Source organism: Pseudomonas sp. 2822-15 (assembly GCF_002742515.1).
Classification (GTDB): Bacteria; Pseudomonadota; Gammaproteobacteria; order Pseudomonadales; family Pseudomonadaceae; genus Aquipseudomonas; species Aquipseudomonas salomonii.
The window spans coordinates 214,902-229,673 of the sequence record NZ_LJRY01000377.1 but is presented as its reverse complement, the minus strand read 5'-3'; the positions used below and the strand labels follow the sequence as shown (position 1 = coordinate 229,673).

Sequence of the window (14,772 nt, the reverse complement as noted above, 5' to 3'; positions counted from 1 at the left end):
CGCAGACAAAGAAAAGCCCGCTCTATAAGCGGGCTTTCTTTTTGCAGCAAAGACCAGGCTATTAAGGCTTGGCAGGTGCTGTTGGAGTAGCGGTGCCGTCTTCTTTCGCTTTTTCAGCGTTCGCATCAGCCTGAGCTTTGGCAGCATCGGCGTTTTCTTTTGCCGCGTCGTTCACTTTATCCTGTGCTTTGGCCATGTCTTTCTGAGCTTGCTCAGCATGCGATTGAGCATCTTGGGCTTTGTCTTCGGATTTCTTATCGCAGGCAGCGAGACCGAGGGCAGCGGCCAACATCATGGAAATAGCTAAAGTCTTGCGCATGGGGTGTTTCTCCTTATGGATATATCTACTGGCCTTTCGAGCTTAGACGGCCAGCATTAGTTCCTTTTGTTTCAAAGATATATAAAACACCACCGCCAAGGAACTTTTAGCCCTAACCCCATACTGCGTAAACCCACACTAATAAGAGTCTGAACACATGACCGAAAATGCCTTGTTAGAGCGTGCCACACGCTTTGTTTCGGCCCTGCGCCATTGCCAGGTGCTGGGCATCATTGTCCATGCCGCCAGCCAGGAGGGCATGACGCTGGCCCTGCCTTACGGCCCGCATATCGTCGGCGACCCTCAAACCGGAGTAATTCACGGCGGCGCGCTGACCTCATTGATGGACACTGCCTGCGGCATGGCCACGCTGTGCGTGCTGCCGGAGTTCGAGGTGTGCCCGACCCTGGATTTGCGCGTCGACCATATGCATACCGCCGAGCCGCATAAGCCGGTGTATGGCTTTGCACAATGCTACCGGGTGACCACCGACGTGATCTTCACCCGTGGGTTCGCCTACCAGGATGACCCGCAACAGCCCATCGCCCACGTGGTGGGCACCTTCATGCGCATGGGCAAGCGCCTCAAGGGCACGCAAGGACTCGGCAACTCGATCAAGGGAGACCAGGCATGACGCATCGATTCAAGACCCGCCTCGAACAGGCCCATCAGCGCGGTGACTATGAGGCGCTGCTCAACCTGGTGCCTTACGCCAAGTTGATCGGCATTGAATGCTCAAAGCTCGGGGATGAGCTGCTGTTCCGCCTGCCGGCCAACAAGGACAATATTGGTAACCCGATATTACCGGCGCTGCACGGTGGCGTGATCGCAGGTTTTATGGAGCTGTCGGCGGCGTTACATTTGCTGGTATTTACCGGCGCGCCGGGCTTGCCGAAAATCATCGATTTTTCCCTGGATTACCTGCGCGCCGGGCAGTTTCGCGACACCTACGCCAAATGCCAGGTGTGGCGCCAAGGCCGGCGGGTGGCGAATGTGGCGATCACTGCCTGGCAAAGCACCGCAGCGGAGCCGATTGCCACCGCCCGCGCACATTTCAAAATTGAGGAATGGGTGCGCCCTTGAAATCCTGGTCTTAGCCCCCAACTTTGATGACAACCCGCCGCCAACCCTTTCGGGCGCGGCCATTGCCATCCAATTGGAGTTTGATGACCATGAGTGTGGAAACTCAAAAGGAAACCCTGGGCTTCCAGACCGAGGTGAAGCAACTGCTGCACCTCATGATCCATTCGCTGTATTCCAACAAGGAAATCTTCCTTCGCGAATTGATCTCGAACGCCTCTGACGCTGTCGACAAATTACGTTTCGAAGCCCTCTCCAAGCCTGAGTTGCTGGAAGGTGGCGCCGAACTGAAAATCCGTGTGAGCTTCGACAAGGACGCCAAGACCGTCACCCTCGAAGACAACGGCATCGGCATGAGCCGCGAAGACGCGATTACCCATCTGGGTACCATCGCCAAATCCGGCACCGCAGACTTCATGAAGAACCTGTCGGGCGACCAGAAGAAAGATTCGCACCTGATCGGCCAGTTCGGCGTGGGCTTCTACTCGGCCTTCATCGTCGCCGACAAGGTTGAAGTATTCAGCCGCCGCGCCGGCCTTGACGCCAGCGAAGGCGTGCACTGGGCCTCCAAAGGTGAGGGCGAGTTCGAAATCGCCACTGTCGACAAGGCTGACCGTGGTACGCGTATCGTGCTGCACCTCAAAGCGGCTGAAGATGAGTTCGCCGACGGCTACCGCCTGCGCAATATCATCAAGAAATACTCCGACCACATTGCTTTGCCGATCGAACTGCCGAAAGAACAAGCGGCTGTCGAGGGTGAAGAAAAACCTGCCCAGGAATGGGAGGTGGTCAACCGTGCCAGCGCCTTGTGGACCCGCCCTCGTACCGAAGTCAAAGACGAGGAGTACCAGGAGTTCTACAAGCACATCGCTCACGACTACGAAAACCCGCTGAGCTGGAGCCACAACAAGGTCGAAGGGAAGCTGGAATACAGCTCGCTGCTCTACGTGCCGGCCCGCGCTCCGTTCGACCTGTACCAGCGTGAAGCGCCGAAAGGCCTGAAGCTGTACGTGCAGCGCGTGTTCGTGATGGACCAGGCAGAATCCTTCCTGCCGCTGTACCTGCGCTTCATCAAGGGTGTGGTCGACTCCAACGACCTGTCGCTGAACGTGTCGCGGGAAATCCTGCAGAAAGACCCGATCATCGACTCCATGAAGTCGGCGCTGACCAAGCGCGTGCTCGACATGCTGGAAAAACTGGCGAAGAACGAGCCTGAGCAATACAAGGGCTTCTGGAAAAACTTCGGCCAGGTCATGAAAGAAGGCCCGGCGGAAGATTTCGCCAATAAGGAAAAAATTGCCGGCCTGCTGCGTTTTGCCTCGACTCAGGGTGACGACGGCGAGCAGGTTGTGTCGCTGGCCGAGTACCTGGCACGCGCCAAGGAAGGTCAGGACAAGATCTACTACCTGACCGGCGAGACCTACGCCCAGGTCAAGAACAGCCCGCACCTGGAAGTCTTCCGCAAGAAAGGCATCGAAGTGCTGCTGTTGACCGACCGTATCGACGAGTGGCTGATGAGCTACCTCAGCGAGTTCGATGGCAAGACCTTCGTCGACGTGGCCCGTGGTGACCTGGACCTGGGTAACCTGGACTCTGAAGAAGAGAAGAAGGAAGCCGAAGAAGTCGCCAAGGCTAAAGAAGGCCTGGTTGAGCGGATCAAGACTGCCTTGGGCGATGCCGTCAGCGAAGTGCGGGTTTCCCACCGTCTGACCGATTCCCCGGCGATTCTGGCCATCGGCGAGCAGGATCTGGGCATGCAGATGCGTCAGATCCTCGAAGCCAGCGGTCAGAAAGTGCCGGATTCCAAGCCGATCTTCGAATTCAACCCGGCTCACCCGCTGATCGAGAAACTCGATGGCGAGCAGAGCGAAGAGCGTTTTGGCGACCTGTCCCACATCCTCTTCGACCAGGCAGCCCTGGCCGCCGGTGACAGCCTTAAGGATCCGGCCGCGTATGTGCGCCGCCTGAACAAGCTGTTGGTTGAACTGTCGGTTTAACACCGTTGTAGAAAAACCCGCTTCGGCGGGTTTTTTCGTTCTAACGCACCTCAACTGGAGTAAATGATGAGCCAAGTCACTGTACGTTCCGTGGTCTATCAGATTGATGGCCAGTCTTATGAAAGCCGCCTGGCGTTCGACGCGAGCCACAACGGCCCGTTGCCGGGCCTGCTGATGGCGCCGAACTGGATGGGTGTGAGTGCGGGTGCCGAAGAAATCGCCAAAAGCGTGGCCAGCCGAGGCTACGTGGTGCTGATCGCCGACCTGTACGGGCAAACCGTGCGCCCGACGAATGGCGATGAAGCCGGCGCTGCGATGATGCCGTTGAAGAACGATAACCCGGCACTGCTCAAGCGCATGCAGGCGGCCTTTGAGCAGCTGCAAAGCCAGACCGAAGCGGCCGTTGATACCTCGAAGCTGGCCACCTTCGGTTTCTGCTTTGGCGGTTTCTGCTCCCTGGAGCTGGCACGTACCGGTGCGCCGTTGAAGGCAGCCGTGTCGTTCCACGGTACGATCGACACGCACAATCCTGCAGGTGCGAAGCACGTCAAAGGCTCGGTGCTGGTGCTGCACGGCGCTAGCGATCCATTGGTGCCAAAAGAGCAACTGCCGGCGTTTGAGGCGGAAATGAACGCCGCCGGTGTGGATTGGCAGTTGCTGAGCTACGGCGGCGCGGTGCATTCCTTTACTGACCCGCACGCCAATGTGCCGGGCAAGATGATGTACGACGCAAAGACGGCCAAACGGGCGTTCCAGTCGATGCATAACTTGCTGGACGAAGTGTTCAAGGGCTAAAGCTTTAGCGTTGATCGTTCCCACGCTCTGCGTGGGAACGCCTCGCTGGACGCTCAGCGTCCGCTCTTGGTGAAGCGGAGCGTCACGGGCTGCATTCCCACGCAGAGCGTGGGAACGATCATCTCACCGGCAACTCAATCCTTTCAGACTCACCCGGCACCGTCGGCCAATCCCCAGCCGCCCAACGCTGTCTGGCCTGTTCAATCACCGCCGGATCGCTCGCGACAAAATTCCAGTTGATCCGCCGTGGCCCATCCAGCGGCGCGCCGCCGAATACCACCACGTGGCAATCGCTTTGAGCAAACAAGGTCATTGCCTGCCCGCTCGGCAACACCACCAGGCTATGCGCCTCGACGGCCTCACCGTCCAACTGCGCATCGCCGTCCAGCACATACACCGCCCGTTCTTCATGCTCATCCGGGATCCGCAAGGTGGTGGCCGTCTGCATCTGCACTTCGGCATACAGCGTGGGTGACAGCACCGGCACCGGCGATTTAAGGCAGAAGCCCGAGCCTGCGATCAGGCGGATCTGCACGCCCAGGTTGTCGCTCACCGGCAGGCTCGCCGCCGGATGATGGCTGTAGTGGCCCGGACCGGTTTCGTGGTCTTTGGGCGAGGCCAGCCACACTTGCAGGCCATGCAGGCTGAAGCCGCTGGCCTTGATGGCATCGGGCGTGCGTTCGACGTGTGCAATTGCGCTGCCGGCGGTCATCCAACTCACGTCACCGGCTTGCACTACCTGGTCCGAGCCCAGGCTGTCCTTGTGCTGCAAGGCGCCTTCGAACAGATAAGTGAGGGTGGATAGCCCGATATGCGGGTGCTGGCGAATATTCATGCCGGTGCCGGGCGCATAGCGGGTCGGCAACATGTGGTCGAAAAACACAAAAGGCCCGACGCTGCGGCATTCGCGTGACGGCAGCGGGCGCAGGATCGGCTGGCCTTCGACGTCTTCGGCGCGCGGGCGGATCACGGTGAGGGTGGTCATGGGGCGTCCCTGTCTGAGCGGGTTAGGTGCTACTGAGCATAACCCGCTCGACGGGAGGTTGGCGCTACTGGCTGAAGGCACCTTCGGACAGTTTGGTCTCGATGATGACTTCGGCAGTGGTCATCAGCTTGTGTACCGGGCAGCGATCGGCCACGTGATGCAGGATGTCGCGCTGCTCGTCGGTGAGTACACCTTTGAGCGTCAGCTTGACGTTGAGCTTGTACTTGCCTTTTTGTTCCTCGGCGCTGTCGTGGGTGACTTCCACGGTGACGCCGGTAAGCGGGATGTCTTTTTTCTGGGCGTAGAGCTTCACGGTCAGCGCCTTGCACGAGGCCAGGGCGGCGTCGAAATAGTCGTGGGGCGAGGGTGCCGAGTCGCTACCGCCCAGGCTTTTGGGCAGGTCGGTGAACAGCTCGTGGTTGTCGATGTTCACGCTGTGGCGAAAGTTATCGTGGTTCAGGGTATTGACGGTAACAGGCATGGCAAACCTCACGAGGGCAGGAAAAGGTCATGCAGTTATAGAGCATGCTGGCACTTCAGTGTTCCGCGTTTTTTGCAATGGCAGCTCGCGCGATTGCAATGGGCGTTGATATCGCGTTTTCGTCTTACGCAAACGGGACAACGGGCCGATACCTTTCAGGAGACCTGCTGCAGGTGGATGCAGCGCATTCGGAAGGAATCCAGGCATGAGTATCCGTAGTTTGAATATCGCCCCGCGCGCCGGTTTGGGCTTTGGCGTGCTGGCATTGATGGTGTTTGCCCTGGGCGGTTTCGCCCTGCTGCAAATGGCCAATATGCGCCAACAGTCCGATCAGGTAGAGAACAATTGGTTGCCCAGCGTGATGGCGGTGGGGGAGATGGCCCAGGACCTGCTGCGGGTGCGTGCGCTCACCCTGCGTTTGCTGGTCAACCGTGACCCGCAGGCGCTGGCGCAGAACGAGCAGAAACTCACTGACCTGAAAAACGGCCTGCACCGGGCGCAGACGCTCTACGAAGGGCTGATCGTACTGCCCGAAGAGCGTGCGCTGTTTGATCGCTTCAAGGCCCAGGAGCAGCAATACCTGCAGCGCCAGGAGCAGGTGATGGGGTTTTCCAAGGCCAATCAGCTGGAAGATGCGATCAGGATCGTCAACGGTGAGATGAATCAACTGGCCGATGAGTTGGCCGCGACCTTGCATCACCTGGTGACCTTGAACAAGGCCAGTGCCAACCAGGCCGCGAACCTGGCGCAGAGCGTATTCACGCAATCGCGCACGTGGGTGGTCGGCATGATAGTGCTTACCGCATTGATCACCATCGGCCTGGCGGTCTGGCTGACCCGCAGCATCGTGCTGCCGTTGGCGCAGTCGCTGAAGGTCGCCCAGGGCGTGGCGGGCGGCGACCTCACCGGTGAGATCAACGTAACCGGCAACGATGAGCCCGCGCGCTTGCAGCAGGCGCTCAAGGGCATGCAGGCGAACCTGCGCGACACCATCCGACGGATTGCCGAGTCTTCGAACCAACTGGCTTCGGCTTCTGAAGAGCTCAGCTGTGTGACTGAAGATGCGACCCGTGGCTTGCACCAGCAGAACCAGGAAATCGAACAGGCGGCCACGGCGGTCAACCAGATGACCGCCGCGGTGGAGGAGGTGGCGAGCAATGCGGTGGCCACGTCCCAGGCGTCCCGCGAGTCTGACCGCATTGCCCAGCGTGGGCGCGAGCAGGTGCATCAGACCGTGGTGTCGATTGAAGCGCTGGCCGATGACGTCACCTCCAACGCCACTCAGGTCGAGGACCTGGCGCAGAAGGTCTATGGCATCAGCAAGGTGCTGGATGTGATTCGCTCGATTGCCGAACAGACCAACTTGCTGGCGTTGAATGCCGCGATTGAGGCGGCGCGCGCAGGCGATGCCGGGCGTGGCTTTGCGGTGGTGGCCGATGAGGTGCGGGCCTTGGCCCATCGCACGCAGCAGTCGACCCAGGAAATCGAGTTGATGATCAGCGGGATCCAGCAAGGCACTGATCAGGCCGTCAGTTCGATGCAGCAGAGCAACACCCGGGCGCGCTCTACCCTGGATATCGCCAAGTCGGCGGGCACGGCGTTGGAGGAGATTGCGTCGGCCTTTACCTTGATCAACGAGCGCAACCTGGTGATTGCCAGCGCGTCGGAGCAGCAGGCGGCGGTGGCGCGGGAGGTGGATCGCAATTTGATGAACATTCGCGATCTGGCGCATCAGACGTCGACCGGGGCTAACCAGACCAGTGCGGCGAGCCAGGAGTTGTCGCGGTTGGCGGTGGACCTGAATACCATGGTGGCGCGGTTTTCGGTGTAGGGCTTGAGACCTGGGTGACGCTATTGCAGGCAAGCCAGCTCCCACATGTTGAATGGCGAACACCGTCAAATGTGGGAGCTGGCTTGCCTGCGATGAAGGCGACTCGGACTCATTCCATTGCCCACAAAAAAGCCCCGAACCAGTCGGGGCTTTTTCAGGTGATCAACCTGCGGGGCTTACTTGCCCTGCCAGCGTTTCAGTACCAGGGTGGCGTTGGTGCCACCGAAGCCGAAGCTGTTGCTCATCACGGTGTCGATCTTGGCGTTTTCAACGGTCTTGGTCAGGATCGGCATGTCGGCGACGACCGGGTCGATCTCGTCGATGTTGGCCGAGCCGGCCATGAAGTTGCCTTCCATCATCAGCAGGCAGTAGATCGCTTCGTGAACGCCGGCGGCGCCCAGGGAGTGACCCGACAGGCTCTTGGTGGAGCTGATGGCCGGTGCCTTGTCGCCGAATACCGCACGCACACCTTCCATTTCCTTGGCATCGCCGACCGGAGTCGAAGTGCCGTGGGTGTTCAGGTAGTCGATTGGGGTGTCCACGGTGGACATGGCCATCTGCATGCAACGGATGGCGCCTTCGCCGCTTGGCGCAACCATGTCGTAGCCGTCGGACGTAGCGCCGTAGCCGACGATTTCCGCGTAGATTTTTGCGCCACGGGCCAGAGCGTGTTCCAGCTCCTCGACCACTACCATGCCGCCACCGCCGGCGATGACGAAACCGTCACGCTTGGCGTCGTAGGCGCGGGAGGCCTTTTCCGGGGTTTCGTTGTACTGGGTGGACAGCGCGCCCATGGCGTCGAACAGGAACGACTGGCTCCAATGTTCTTCTTCGCCGCCGCCGGCGAAGACGATGTCCTGCTTGCCCAACTGGATCTGCTCGACCGCAGTACCGATGCAATGAGCACTGGTGGCGCACGCGGAGGAGATCGAGTAGTTCACGCCCTTGATGGCGAACGGCGTGGCCAGGCAGGCCGAAACGGTGCTGCCCATGGTCCGTGTGACACGGTACGGGCCAACGCGCTTTACGCCTTTTTCGCGCAGGATGTCCAGCGCTTCCATCTGGTTGAGGGTTGATGCGCCGCCGGAGCCGGCGATCAGGCCGGTGCGTACGTTCGAAACCTGGTCTTCGCTCAGGCCTGAGTCGGCGATGGCGTCTTTCATGGCCAGGTAGGCGTAGGCGGCAGCGTGGCCGACGAAGCGATAGATCTTGCGATCAATCAGTTCTTCGAGGGGCAGGTCGATGGAGCCGGAAACCTGGCTACGCAGACCCATTTCGGCATATTCCGGGTTGAAGCGGATGCCAGGGCGACTTGCACGCAGGTTAGCGGTGACGGTCTCTTTGTCATTGCCCAGGCAAGAAACAATACCCAGACCAGTGATAACGACGCGGCGCATGCGGATAACCCTTAAAAGTTGTCAGTGGAAGTGAATACGCCGACCCGAAGGCCTTCGGCAGTATAGATCTCGCGACCGTCGACAGTCACCGAACCGTCGGCGATAGCGAGGTTCAGCTTGCCCTTGAGGACGCGCTTGATTTGAATGTTGTAGGTGACTTTCTTGGCGGTCGGCAGGACCTGGCCAAAGAACTTCACTTCGCCCGAACCCAGGGCACGACCGCGACCTGGCAGGCCTTGCCAGCCCAGGTAGAAACCGACCAGTTGCCACATGGCATCAAGGCCCAGGCAGCCCGGCATCACAGGGTCGCCTTCGAAATGGCAGGCGAAGAACCACAGATCAGGGGTGATATCCAGCTCGGCGACCAATTCACCTTTGCCGTACTTGCCACCCTCTTCGCTGATATGGGTGATGCGATCCACCATCAGCATGTTCGGGGCGGGCAGTTGCGCGTTACCTGGGCCGAACAGCTCACCGCGACTGCAGCGCAGCAGGTCTTCCCGAGTAAAGGCGTTTTGTTTGGTCATGCGAGCTCCTCAATAATCCCATGCGGCAGGGCAGGGTAAATCTTCCCGGACCGAATGAAGCGTTCATGCCTCATATCGGCAGCCTAAACATAGACTATTGCGTTGTAGTGAAAGTCACAGCGTCAAGGTACTCAATGTACACTTGTTCACTGAAATTTTAAACCGAGCCTGTTTATCGGCCCGTTTGGGTGCCTAAGACTGCCGCACTTTCGTCTTTCACGCCAGTCGGAGTTGGCTGATGGCGCCGCGCTATTGCACCCAGCGCTGCAGTATTTGCTGCAAATCCGTGCGTTTGAACGGCTTGGCCAGGTAATCGTTCATTCCGGCTGCCAGACAGGCTTCGCGATCACCCTGCAAGGCGTTGGCCGTCAGCGCGATAATCGGCAGGTCGGCGCAGCCGGGCAGTTGGCGAATCCGGCGGGTGGCTTCGTAGCCGTCGATCAACGGCAGGCGGCAATCCATCAGGATCGCGGTAAAAATCAGGCTCTCGGCACTGCGGATCGCCTCGGCGCCATCGATGGCCAGGCTCACTTCAAACCCCAGGCTGCGCAACATGGCTTCGACCACGGTGCGATTGACCGGGTTGTCCTCCACCAGCAACACATGGCGGCCATCACCCGCGCTGGCCTTGCCCTCGGCGTCCAGGGCGATCGCCGGCAGGCTGTGCTGGTCGATGGCCAGCGGGATTTCCAGAGTAAACACCGAGCCACGGCCTTCCTGGCTTTGCGCGCGCAGCGTGCCGCCCATACGTTCGGCCAGCGTGCGCGCAATGGGCAAGCCCAGGCCGGTGCCGCCGTAACGTCTGGAAATGGAACTGTCAGCCTGCTGGAACGCATCGAACATCAGTTCCAGGCGTTCGGCGGAAATCCCGATGCCACTGTCGCGCACCGTGCAGGTGAACCACACCAGTTCATGGTCGAGGGTTTGCCAATGGGGCTCGACGGTGACGCTGCCGTGCTCGGTGAATTTGAGCGCGTTACCGATCAGGTTCACCAGGATTTGGCGGATACGGGTCGGGTCACCCTGCACGCGCAAGGCGTCCATGCCCGGCGGAATCGGCAACTCCAGGCTCAACCCGCGCTGCTGTGCGCTGTGCTGGAAGGCCTGGGCACAACTGTTGATCAGGTCGGCGAGGTTGAAGGGGATATGTTCCAGCTCCAGCGCGGCGCGTTCGATGCGTGAGAAGTCGAGGATGTCGTTGATGACTTTAAGCAGGTGCTCGGTGGACTCCGACGCCAGCGCCGCGTATTCGGTCTGCTCCTCGGTCATCTCGGTGGTTTCCAACAGTTGCAGCATGCCCAGCACGCCGTTCATGGGCGTTCGCAGCTCGTGGCTCATCATCGCCAGGAAGTCCGACTTGGCGTTGTTGGCCCGTTCGGCCTCTTCGCGGGTCTGGATCAACTGGGCCATGGCCTGCTGCTGTTCGCGGCTGGCCTGGTTAAGGCCTTCGGCGAGGTTGTTGATGTGTCGCGACAAGTCGCCCAGCTCCGAGTCATCGACAATCGGCAGCGGTGTCTTGTAGTCGCCTTGCTGGATGGCTTTTACCGCGTGGCCCATGGCGCTGATCGGCTGCGACAGGCTGGCGGCCAGGCGCCGGGCGAGCAGGAAGGTAAACAGCAGGGCGAACAGTGCGAGGATGCCGGCCTTGAACAGAATCTCCTGCTGGCGCTGGCTGAAGGCGTCGTTGGACATGCCGACGATCACCCGGCCCAGGTAATCGGCACGCGGCGCCTTGGGTTCGTTGAGGTTGTCCTGGAAAAAGTCGTTGCCCAGCTGGATATGCTGCAAGCGGATGGGGGCCTGGAACACTTTCACCGACAGCGAACGGTCGTGTTTCTCCGAGGGTTGCTCGACATACACCAGGATGTTCTCGGTGCTGTCCTGAATCTCCAGAAAGCGCACATGCGGGGTGGCCAGCGTGGCACGCAGCAGGCTTTCGAGCACATCGTTGTTGCCTGAAATCACCCCGTACTCGGTGGCCGGGGCCAGTTGGTTGGCGATCAACTGGCCGGTGTGGTCGAGCTCCTGGCGCAAGTCCTGGATACGCACGAAGGTAAAGAAGCTGATCAACAGCAGGGTCAGCAACAGCGCCGGGCCCAGGGTGATGAGCTGGGTGCGGGTGTTGATGTCCCAGCGACGACGCAAGGTCATGGGCGTTTTTCTCCTTCGGCCAGGCGGGCGGCGACGGTGGCTTCGTCCACCTGTTCGATCCCCAGTGAGCGCGCGACTTGCGGGTTGCCCACGACTTTGAAGTGTTGCGGGTACAGGCTGCGTGGCCAGTTGGCGGGCGGATGATCCAGCAGCCGGTCGAGTACATCCAGCCAGTCGGCCTGGTCGCTGTAGGTGCTGGCCAGGCTGCCGGCCTTGACGAACCCGGCGTTGGGGCCCACCAGCGGCAGTTGCTGGGCATAGCTGCTGAGCAACAGGTTCTTCACGGTTTTCGGGTTGTACAACTGCGGGTCGTCGAGGCCGAGCAGCACGTCACTGTTCTTGAGCAGGTTTTGCAGCGGGCGGCTGTCGCTGATGTTGTCCCAGCGTTGCGGCACGATTTGCAGGCCCATGGGCGCTGCGTACTCGCGCAGCTCCGGCAGCAGGAACTCACTGTCGCTGCCATAGAGCACACCGATGCGTCGGGCCTGCGGCAGGATGTTGGCGATCAGCTTGAGTTGGCGCGCCAGCGGCGGGTCGCTCCACAACAGGCTGATTTTTGCCGGGTGGGTGGTGCCCAGGCGCTGGCGTGCCTGCAGGCGGCTGATACGCAACACCAGGGTCGGCGGGCCCTGGTCATCCTGCAGGCGCCAGTCGAGGCCGGGCAGGTCTAGCAGGATCAGGCGGGTGGCGGGCGGCAACCGGCTCGGCGCGGGCAAGTCTTTGAGCGGGACAAAGCTCACCTGGTCTTCGGGGCGCTGCCGGGCCAGGGCTTGGGTAAATGCCTGAACGCCGGCACCGTCTTCGGCGGCGGTCAACAGGATATCGGCGCTCCACGCCGGCGCGGTCAGCAGCAGGCACACCAGCAGCAAGGCACGGCGCCAGAGCCGAAAGATAAAGAAGGGGGTCATCCGTGACTGAGCGCTCATGTCAGAATTCCAGCTCCGCGCTGAAATAGAGGACATGGCGACTGTCGTAGTTGTTATCGGCCCAGGTGGTGGGCTGGTTATCGAGGCGTTGTTGCAACATGCCGGCCAGCTCCACATTGGCTTTGCCCAGGGCAATGCGCTTGGCCACCCGCAGGTCGACCCGTTCGAAGCGATATTGGTTGAGCGCATCGTCGCCATAGTAGAACAGCGCACTGGACCAGCCGTGGCCCCACTCACGCAGCCAACCGGCCGAGCCGCTGTTGCGCGCGGTTTGCGCCTTGTCCAGCGGGTTGCTGGATGCGGCGTCGACGTAAGCATAGGTCAGGCGCAGGCGGTCGGTATTGCTCATGCGCCAGTCGAACTGCGATTCGGCGCCGGTGAACCGTGCGCTGTTAGCGTTGCTGGCAATGTATTGGTTGTTGCGCAGCGGTGAGCTGATCATCTCGGTGATTTCGTCGTAGAACAGTTTCACGTCGACATTCAACCCGAAGTCGGCAAAGAAGCCGTTGTAGCCCAGCTCTCGTGAACGCATCAACTCTTTATCGAGGTTGCCGGGGCCCCGCGTCACCACAAAATATTGCCCGGAGTTCTGCCCGTAGGTCGGGGAGCTCAAGTTGGTGACGCGGTAGCTCCAGTTGACGTTGTTCTCGAACATGTCGGGCGAGCGAATCGCTTCGGAGTACACCGCCCGCAGGCCGTGGCGCGGGTTGATCAGGTAGTTGACCGCCACCCGCGGCGTCAGCGAGTTGCCGCTCAGGTGGGTGTCTTCGTACATGGCGCCGCCTTGCAGCAGCCAGTGCTCGCTGGCGCGCCATTCCAGGTGGCCGAACAAGCGCCAGGTGGTGTCGTCAAGGGTGCCGTTGAAGTAGGTGTCGGAGTCGGCGCGGTCGTAACGGTAGTTCATGCCGCTGACCAGGCGCAGGCTGTCGGACAGGCTCAGGGTGTCCTGGATCTCCAAGTCGTAGCGGCTTTCGCGGGTGCTCTGGTCGATATCACCGCAGACGCTCTGGTTGGCGCCGTCGCGCCACTGTTCCAGGACTTGCTTGGCCAGGCCCTGCTCAGTGCTGCTGCCAGGCGGTAAGCTGTCTGGTTTGTAACTGTTCATGTGCCGGGCCAGTTGTTCGGCATAGTTGGGGTTCAGTTGCCACAACCGCGTCAGCTCCGGGCTGAACGAGACCTTGGCATCACAGGCTTTCCAGACCTGCTGTCGGTCCCATTGCTGGGCCGAGCCCTGAATGTACAGGCTGTGCTCGGGGTTGAAGTCGACGTTCCAGCGCAACGACCCGGCATAGTCCTTGGCGACGGCATCGGAATTGGTGCCGCCTTCGGTAATCCCGGCAAATACCGGCGTGTAGGTATAAGGACGCTGGTTGGTGCCTTCCTTAGCGTCAAATTGCCAGTCGAGGCTCTGTTGCGCGTTCAGGGTCTGGCTCACCGCCAGGCTGAAGCGGTTGAGGCGGCGGCTGTCACGGCGGTCGGCGCCGACGGCATCGCTGTCAAAGCCATCGTCCTGCTGACCGGACAAGGACAGGCGCAAGTCACCGGTTTCCCAACCCACGCCCTGGCTGGCGTAATAGTCGTTAATGCCGCGCTGGCCACGGATGACTTTAATCCGCGAGCCGTGGCTGTTGGCCGGTGAGCGCGTGAGGATATTGACCACCGCCATCAGCGCGTTGGCGCCGTAGCTGACGGTGTTGGGGCCACGGAACACCTCGATGCGCTCGATATCTTCCATGGCCACCGGGATGTCGCTCCAGTCCACGGTGGCAAGGCCCGCGCGGTACACCGAGCGCCCGTCGATCAACACCTGCATGCGCCGCGCGTCGCTGGCGCTGGTGCCGTGGTAGTTCACCGCGGCCTGGTTGCCGCTGGTGTAGCCGACCATCATACCCGGCACCAGCCGCAGCAGCTCGGCGATGTCGCGTGCGCCGCTGGCCTTGATCAGCTCGCTGTCGATCACCGTCATGCTGCCGGGCACGGCCGCGGCCGATTGCTTGAGGCGTGTGGCGGTCAACACTTGCGGCAGCGGCTGGCTGTCGAGAAACAGGTCATCAGCCAGCGCAGGGGTGCTGCACAGCAACATCAGCAACAGCGATGAGCGAGGAGGAGGGCCCAGATACACGGCACGGCCTTGATAATTACGGATAGCCGCCCATGTTAACTGAGGTGGGGCCATTTGCCAGTCGTGGGACTTGCAATTACTTCACACAAGTGTGGCATTTTCCGACAAGCGCACGAATTGACGCGGGGGCTGGCCGCAAGCGGGTCGCCCCGTATAATGCC

13 protein-coding genes and 1 pseudogene are annotated in these 14,772 nt (G+C 60.7%); 6 read left to right on the top strand and 8 right to left on the bottom strand.

Annotation, left to right across the window (positions count from 1 at the left end; genetic code table 11):
- Positions 1 to 61: 61 nt before the first annotated feature.
- Entirely contained in the window at positions 62 to 319 is a 258-nt protein-coding gene (locus AOA59_RS30045) for a hypothetical protein (protein ID WP_056859728.1), read from the bottom strand.
- Positions 320 to 476: 157 nt separating this feature from the next.
- Here AOA59_RS30045 and AOA59_RS30040 point away from each other — a divergent pair, with 157 nt between their 5' ends.
- The 4 genes from AOA59_RS30040 (at position 477) to AOA59_RS30025 (ending at position 4,191) form a co-directional block, all read left to right on the top strand.
- Complete coding sequence (locus tag AOA59_RS30040) at positions 477 to 953, top strand: PaaI family thioesterase (RefSeq protein WP_099489980.1); 477 nt, start codon at positions 477 to 479, stop codon at positions 951 to 953.
- The gene (locus AOA59_RS30035) at positions 950 to 1,402 is read left to right on the top strand and encodes a PaaI family thioesterase (RefSeq protein WP_099489979.1); all 453 of its coding nucleotides are present in this window, start codon (positions 950 to 952) and stop codon (positions 1,400 to 1,402) included. The genes AOA59_RS30040 and AOA59_RS30035 overlap by 4 nt, the downstream gene beginning before the upstream one ends.
- 89 nt (positions 1,403 to 1,491) lie before the next feature.
- Positions 1,492 to 3,396, top strand: a complete 1,905-nt coding sequence (htpG, locus tag AOA59_RS30030; RefSeq protein ID WP_065929522.1) for a molecular chaperone HtpG — start codon at positions 1,492 to 1,494, stop codon at positions 3,394 to 3,396.
- A 66-nt stretch (positions 3,397 to 3,462) separates the two neighbouring features.
- Entirely contained in the window at positions 3,463 to 4,191 is a 729-nt protein-coding gene (locus AOA59_RS30025; protein WP_069788734.1) for a dienelactone hydrolase family protein, read from the top strand.
- A 118-nt stretch (positions 4,192 to 4,309) separates the two neighbouring features.
- Here AOA59_RS30025 and AOA59_RS30020 read toward each other — a convergent pair whose 3' ends face one another.
- Together AOA59_RS30020 and AOA59_RS30015 are read right to left on the bottom strand one after the other, a co-directional pair.
- On the bottom strand, positions 4,310 to 5,176 hold the full coding sequence (locus AOA59_RS30020; protein ID WP_099489978.1) for a pirin family protein: 867 nt from the start codon (positions 5,174 to 5,176) through the stop codon (positions 4,310 to 4,312).
- A 64-nt stretch (positions 5,177 to 5,240) separates the two neighbouring features.
- Entirely contained in the window at positions 5,241 to 5,657 is a 417-nt protein-coding gene (locus tag AOA59_RS30015) for an OsmC family protein (RefSeq protein WP_065929503.1), read from the bottom strand.
- Between the two features lie 205 nt (positions 5,658 to 5,862).
- On the opposite strand from AOA59_RS30015, the pseudogene AOA59_RS33730 reads away from it, so the two are divergent.
- Together AOA59_RS33730 and AOA59_RS33725 are read left to right on the top strand one after the other, a co-directional pair.
- Positions 5,863 to 6,633, top strand: a pseudogene (locus AOA59_RS33730) (MCP four helix bundle domain-containing protein); the annotation flags it as partial.
- Complete coding sequence (locus AOA59_RS33725; protein WP_371919102.1) at positions 6,625 to 7,488, top strand: methyl-accepting chemotaxis protein; 864 nt, start codon at positions 6,625 to 6,627, stop codon at positions 7,486 to 7,488. The pseudogene AOA59_RS33730 and the gene AOA59_RS33725, both read left to right, overlap by 9 nt.
- 176 nt (positions 7,489 to 7,664) lie before the next feature.
- Here the strand turns inward: AOA59_RS33725 and fabB are convergent, their stop codons facing one another.
- From fabB to AOA59_RS29985, 5 genes are all read right to left on the bottom strand, one after another.
- Positions 7,665 to 8,885, bottom strand: a complete 1,221-nt coding sequence (fabB, locus tag AOA59_RS30005; RefSeq protein WP_012723103.1) for a beta-ketoacyl-ACP synthase I — start codon at positions 8,883 to 8,885, stop codon at positions 7,665 to 7,667.
- 11 nt (positions 8,886 to 8,896) lie between these two features.
- Entirely contained in the window at positions 8,897 to 9,412 is a 516-nt protein-coding gene (fabA, locus tag AOA59_RS30000; protein WP_003210552.1) for a 3-hydroxyacyl-[acyl-carrier-protein] dehydratase FabA, read from the bottom strand.
- 249 nt (positions 9,413 to 9,661) lie between these two features.
- Positions 9,662 to 11,563 carry an ATP-binding protein gene (locus AOA59_RS29995; RefSeq protein ID WP_056859721.1) on the bottom strand — a complete coding sequence of 634 codons (1,902 nt, stop codon included), beginning with the start codon at positions 11,561 to 11,563 and terminating at the stop codon, positions 9,662 to 9,664.
- A complete protein-coding gene (locus tag AOA59_RS29990) occupies positions 11,560 to 12,489 on the bottom strand; it encodes an ABC transporter substrate-binding protein (protein WP_099489977.1) in 930 nt (309 codons plus the stop codon). Before AOA59_RS29990 ends, AOA59_RS29995 begins: the two co-directional genes overlap by 4 nt.
- Position 12,490: 1 nt before the next feature.
- Positions 12,491 to 14,611, bottom strand: coding sequence for a TonB-dependent siderophore receptor (locus tag AOA59_RS29985; protein WP_342356517.1), 2,121 nt, complete (start codon positions 14,609 to 14,611; stop codon positions 12,491 to 12,493).
- Between the last annotated feature and the right edge of the window lie 161 nt (positions 14,612 to 14,772).

What these genes read in the sequence shown, in the direction of transcription:
- AOA59_RS30045 (WP_056859728.1), bottom strand. Translation starts at nt 319, where the DNA reads ATGCGCAAGACTTTAGCTATTTCCATGATGTTGGCCGCTGCCCTCGGT.
- AOA59_RS30040 (WP_099489980.1), top strand. Translation starts at nt 477, where the DNA reads ATGACCGAAAATGCCTTGTTAGAGCGTGCCACACGCTTTGTTTCGGCC.
- AOA59_RS30035 (WP_099489979.1), top strand. Translation starts at nt 950, where the DNA reads ATGACGCATCGATTCAAGACCCGCCTCGAACAGGCCCATCAGCGCGGT.
- htpG (WP_065929522.1), top strand. Translation starts at nt 1,492, where the DNA reads ATGAGTGTGGAAACTCAAAAGGAAACCCTGGGCTTCCAGACCGAGGTG.
- AOA59_RS30025 (WP_069788734.1), top strand. Translation starts at nt 3,463, where the DNA reads ATGAGCCAAGTCACTGTACGTTCCGTGGTCTATCAGATTGATGGCCAG.
- AOA59_RS30020 (WP_099489978.1), bottom strand. Translation starts at nt 5,176, where the DNA reads ATGACCACCCTCACCGTGATCCGCCCGCGCGCCGAAGACGTCGAAGGC.
- AOA59_RS30015 (WP_065929503.1), bottom strand. Translation starts at nt 5,657, where the DNA reads ATGCCTGTTACCGTCAATACCCTGAACCACGATAACTTTCGCCACAGC.
- AOA59_RS33725 (WP_371919102.1), top strand. Translation starts at nt 6,625, where the DNA reads ATGCAGGCGAACCTGCGCGACACCATCCGACGGATTGCCGAGTCTTCG.
- fabB (WP_012723103.1), bottom strand. Translation starts at nt 8,885, where the DNA reads ATGCGCCGCGTCGTTATCACTGGTCTGGGTATTGTTTCTTGCCTGGGC.
- fabA (WP_003210552.1), bottom strand. Translation starts at nt 9,412, where the DNA reads ATGACCAAACAAAACGCCTTTACTCGGGAAGACCTGCTGCGCTGCAGT.
- AOA59_RS29995 (WP_056859721.1), bottom strand. Translation starts at nt 11,563, where the DNA reads ATGACCTTGCGTCGTCGCTGGGACATCAACACCCGCACCCAGCTCATC.
- AOA59_RS29990 (WP_099489977.1), bottom strand. Translation starts at nt 12,489, where the DNA reads ATGAGCGCTCAGTCACGGATGACCCCCTTCTTTATCTTTCGGCTCTGG.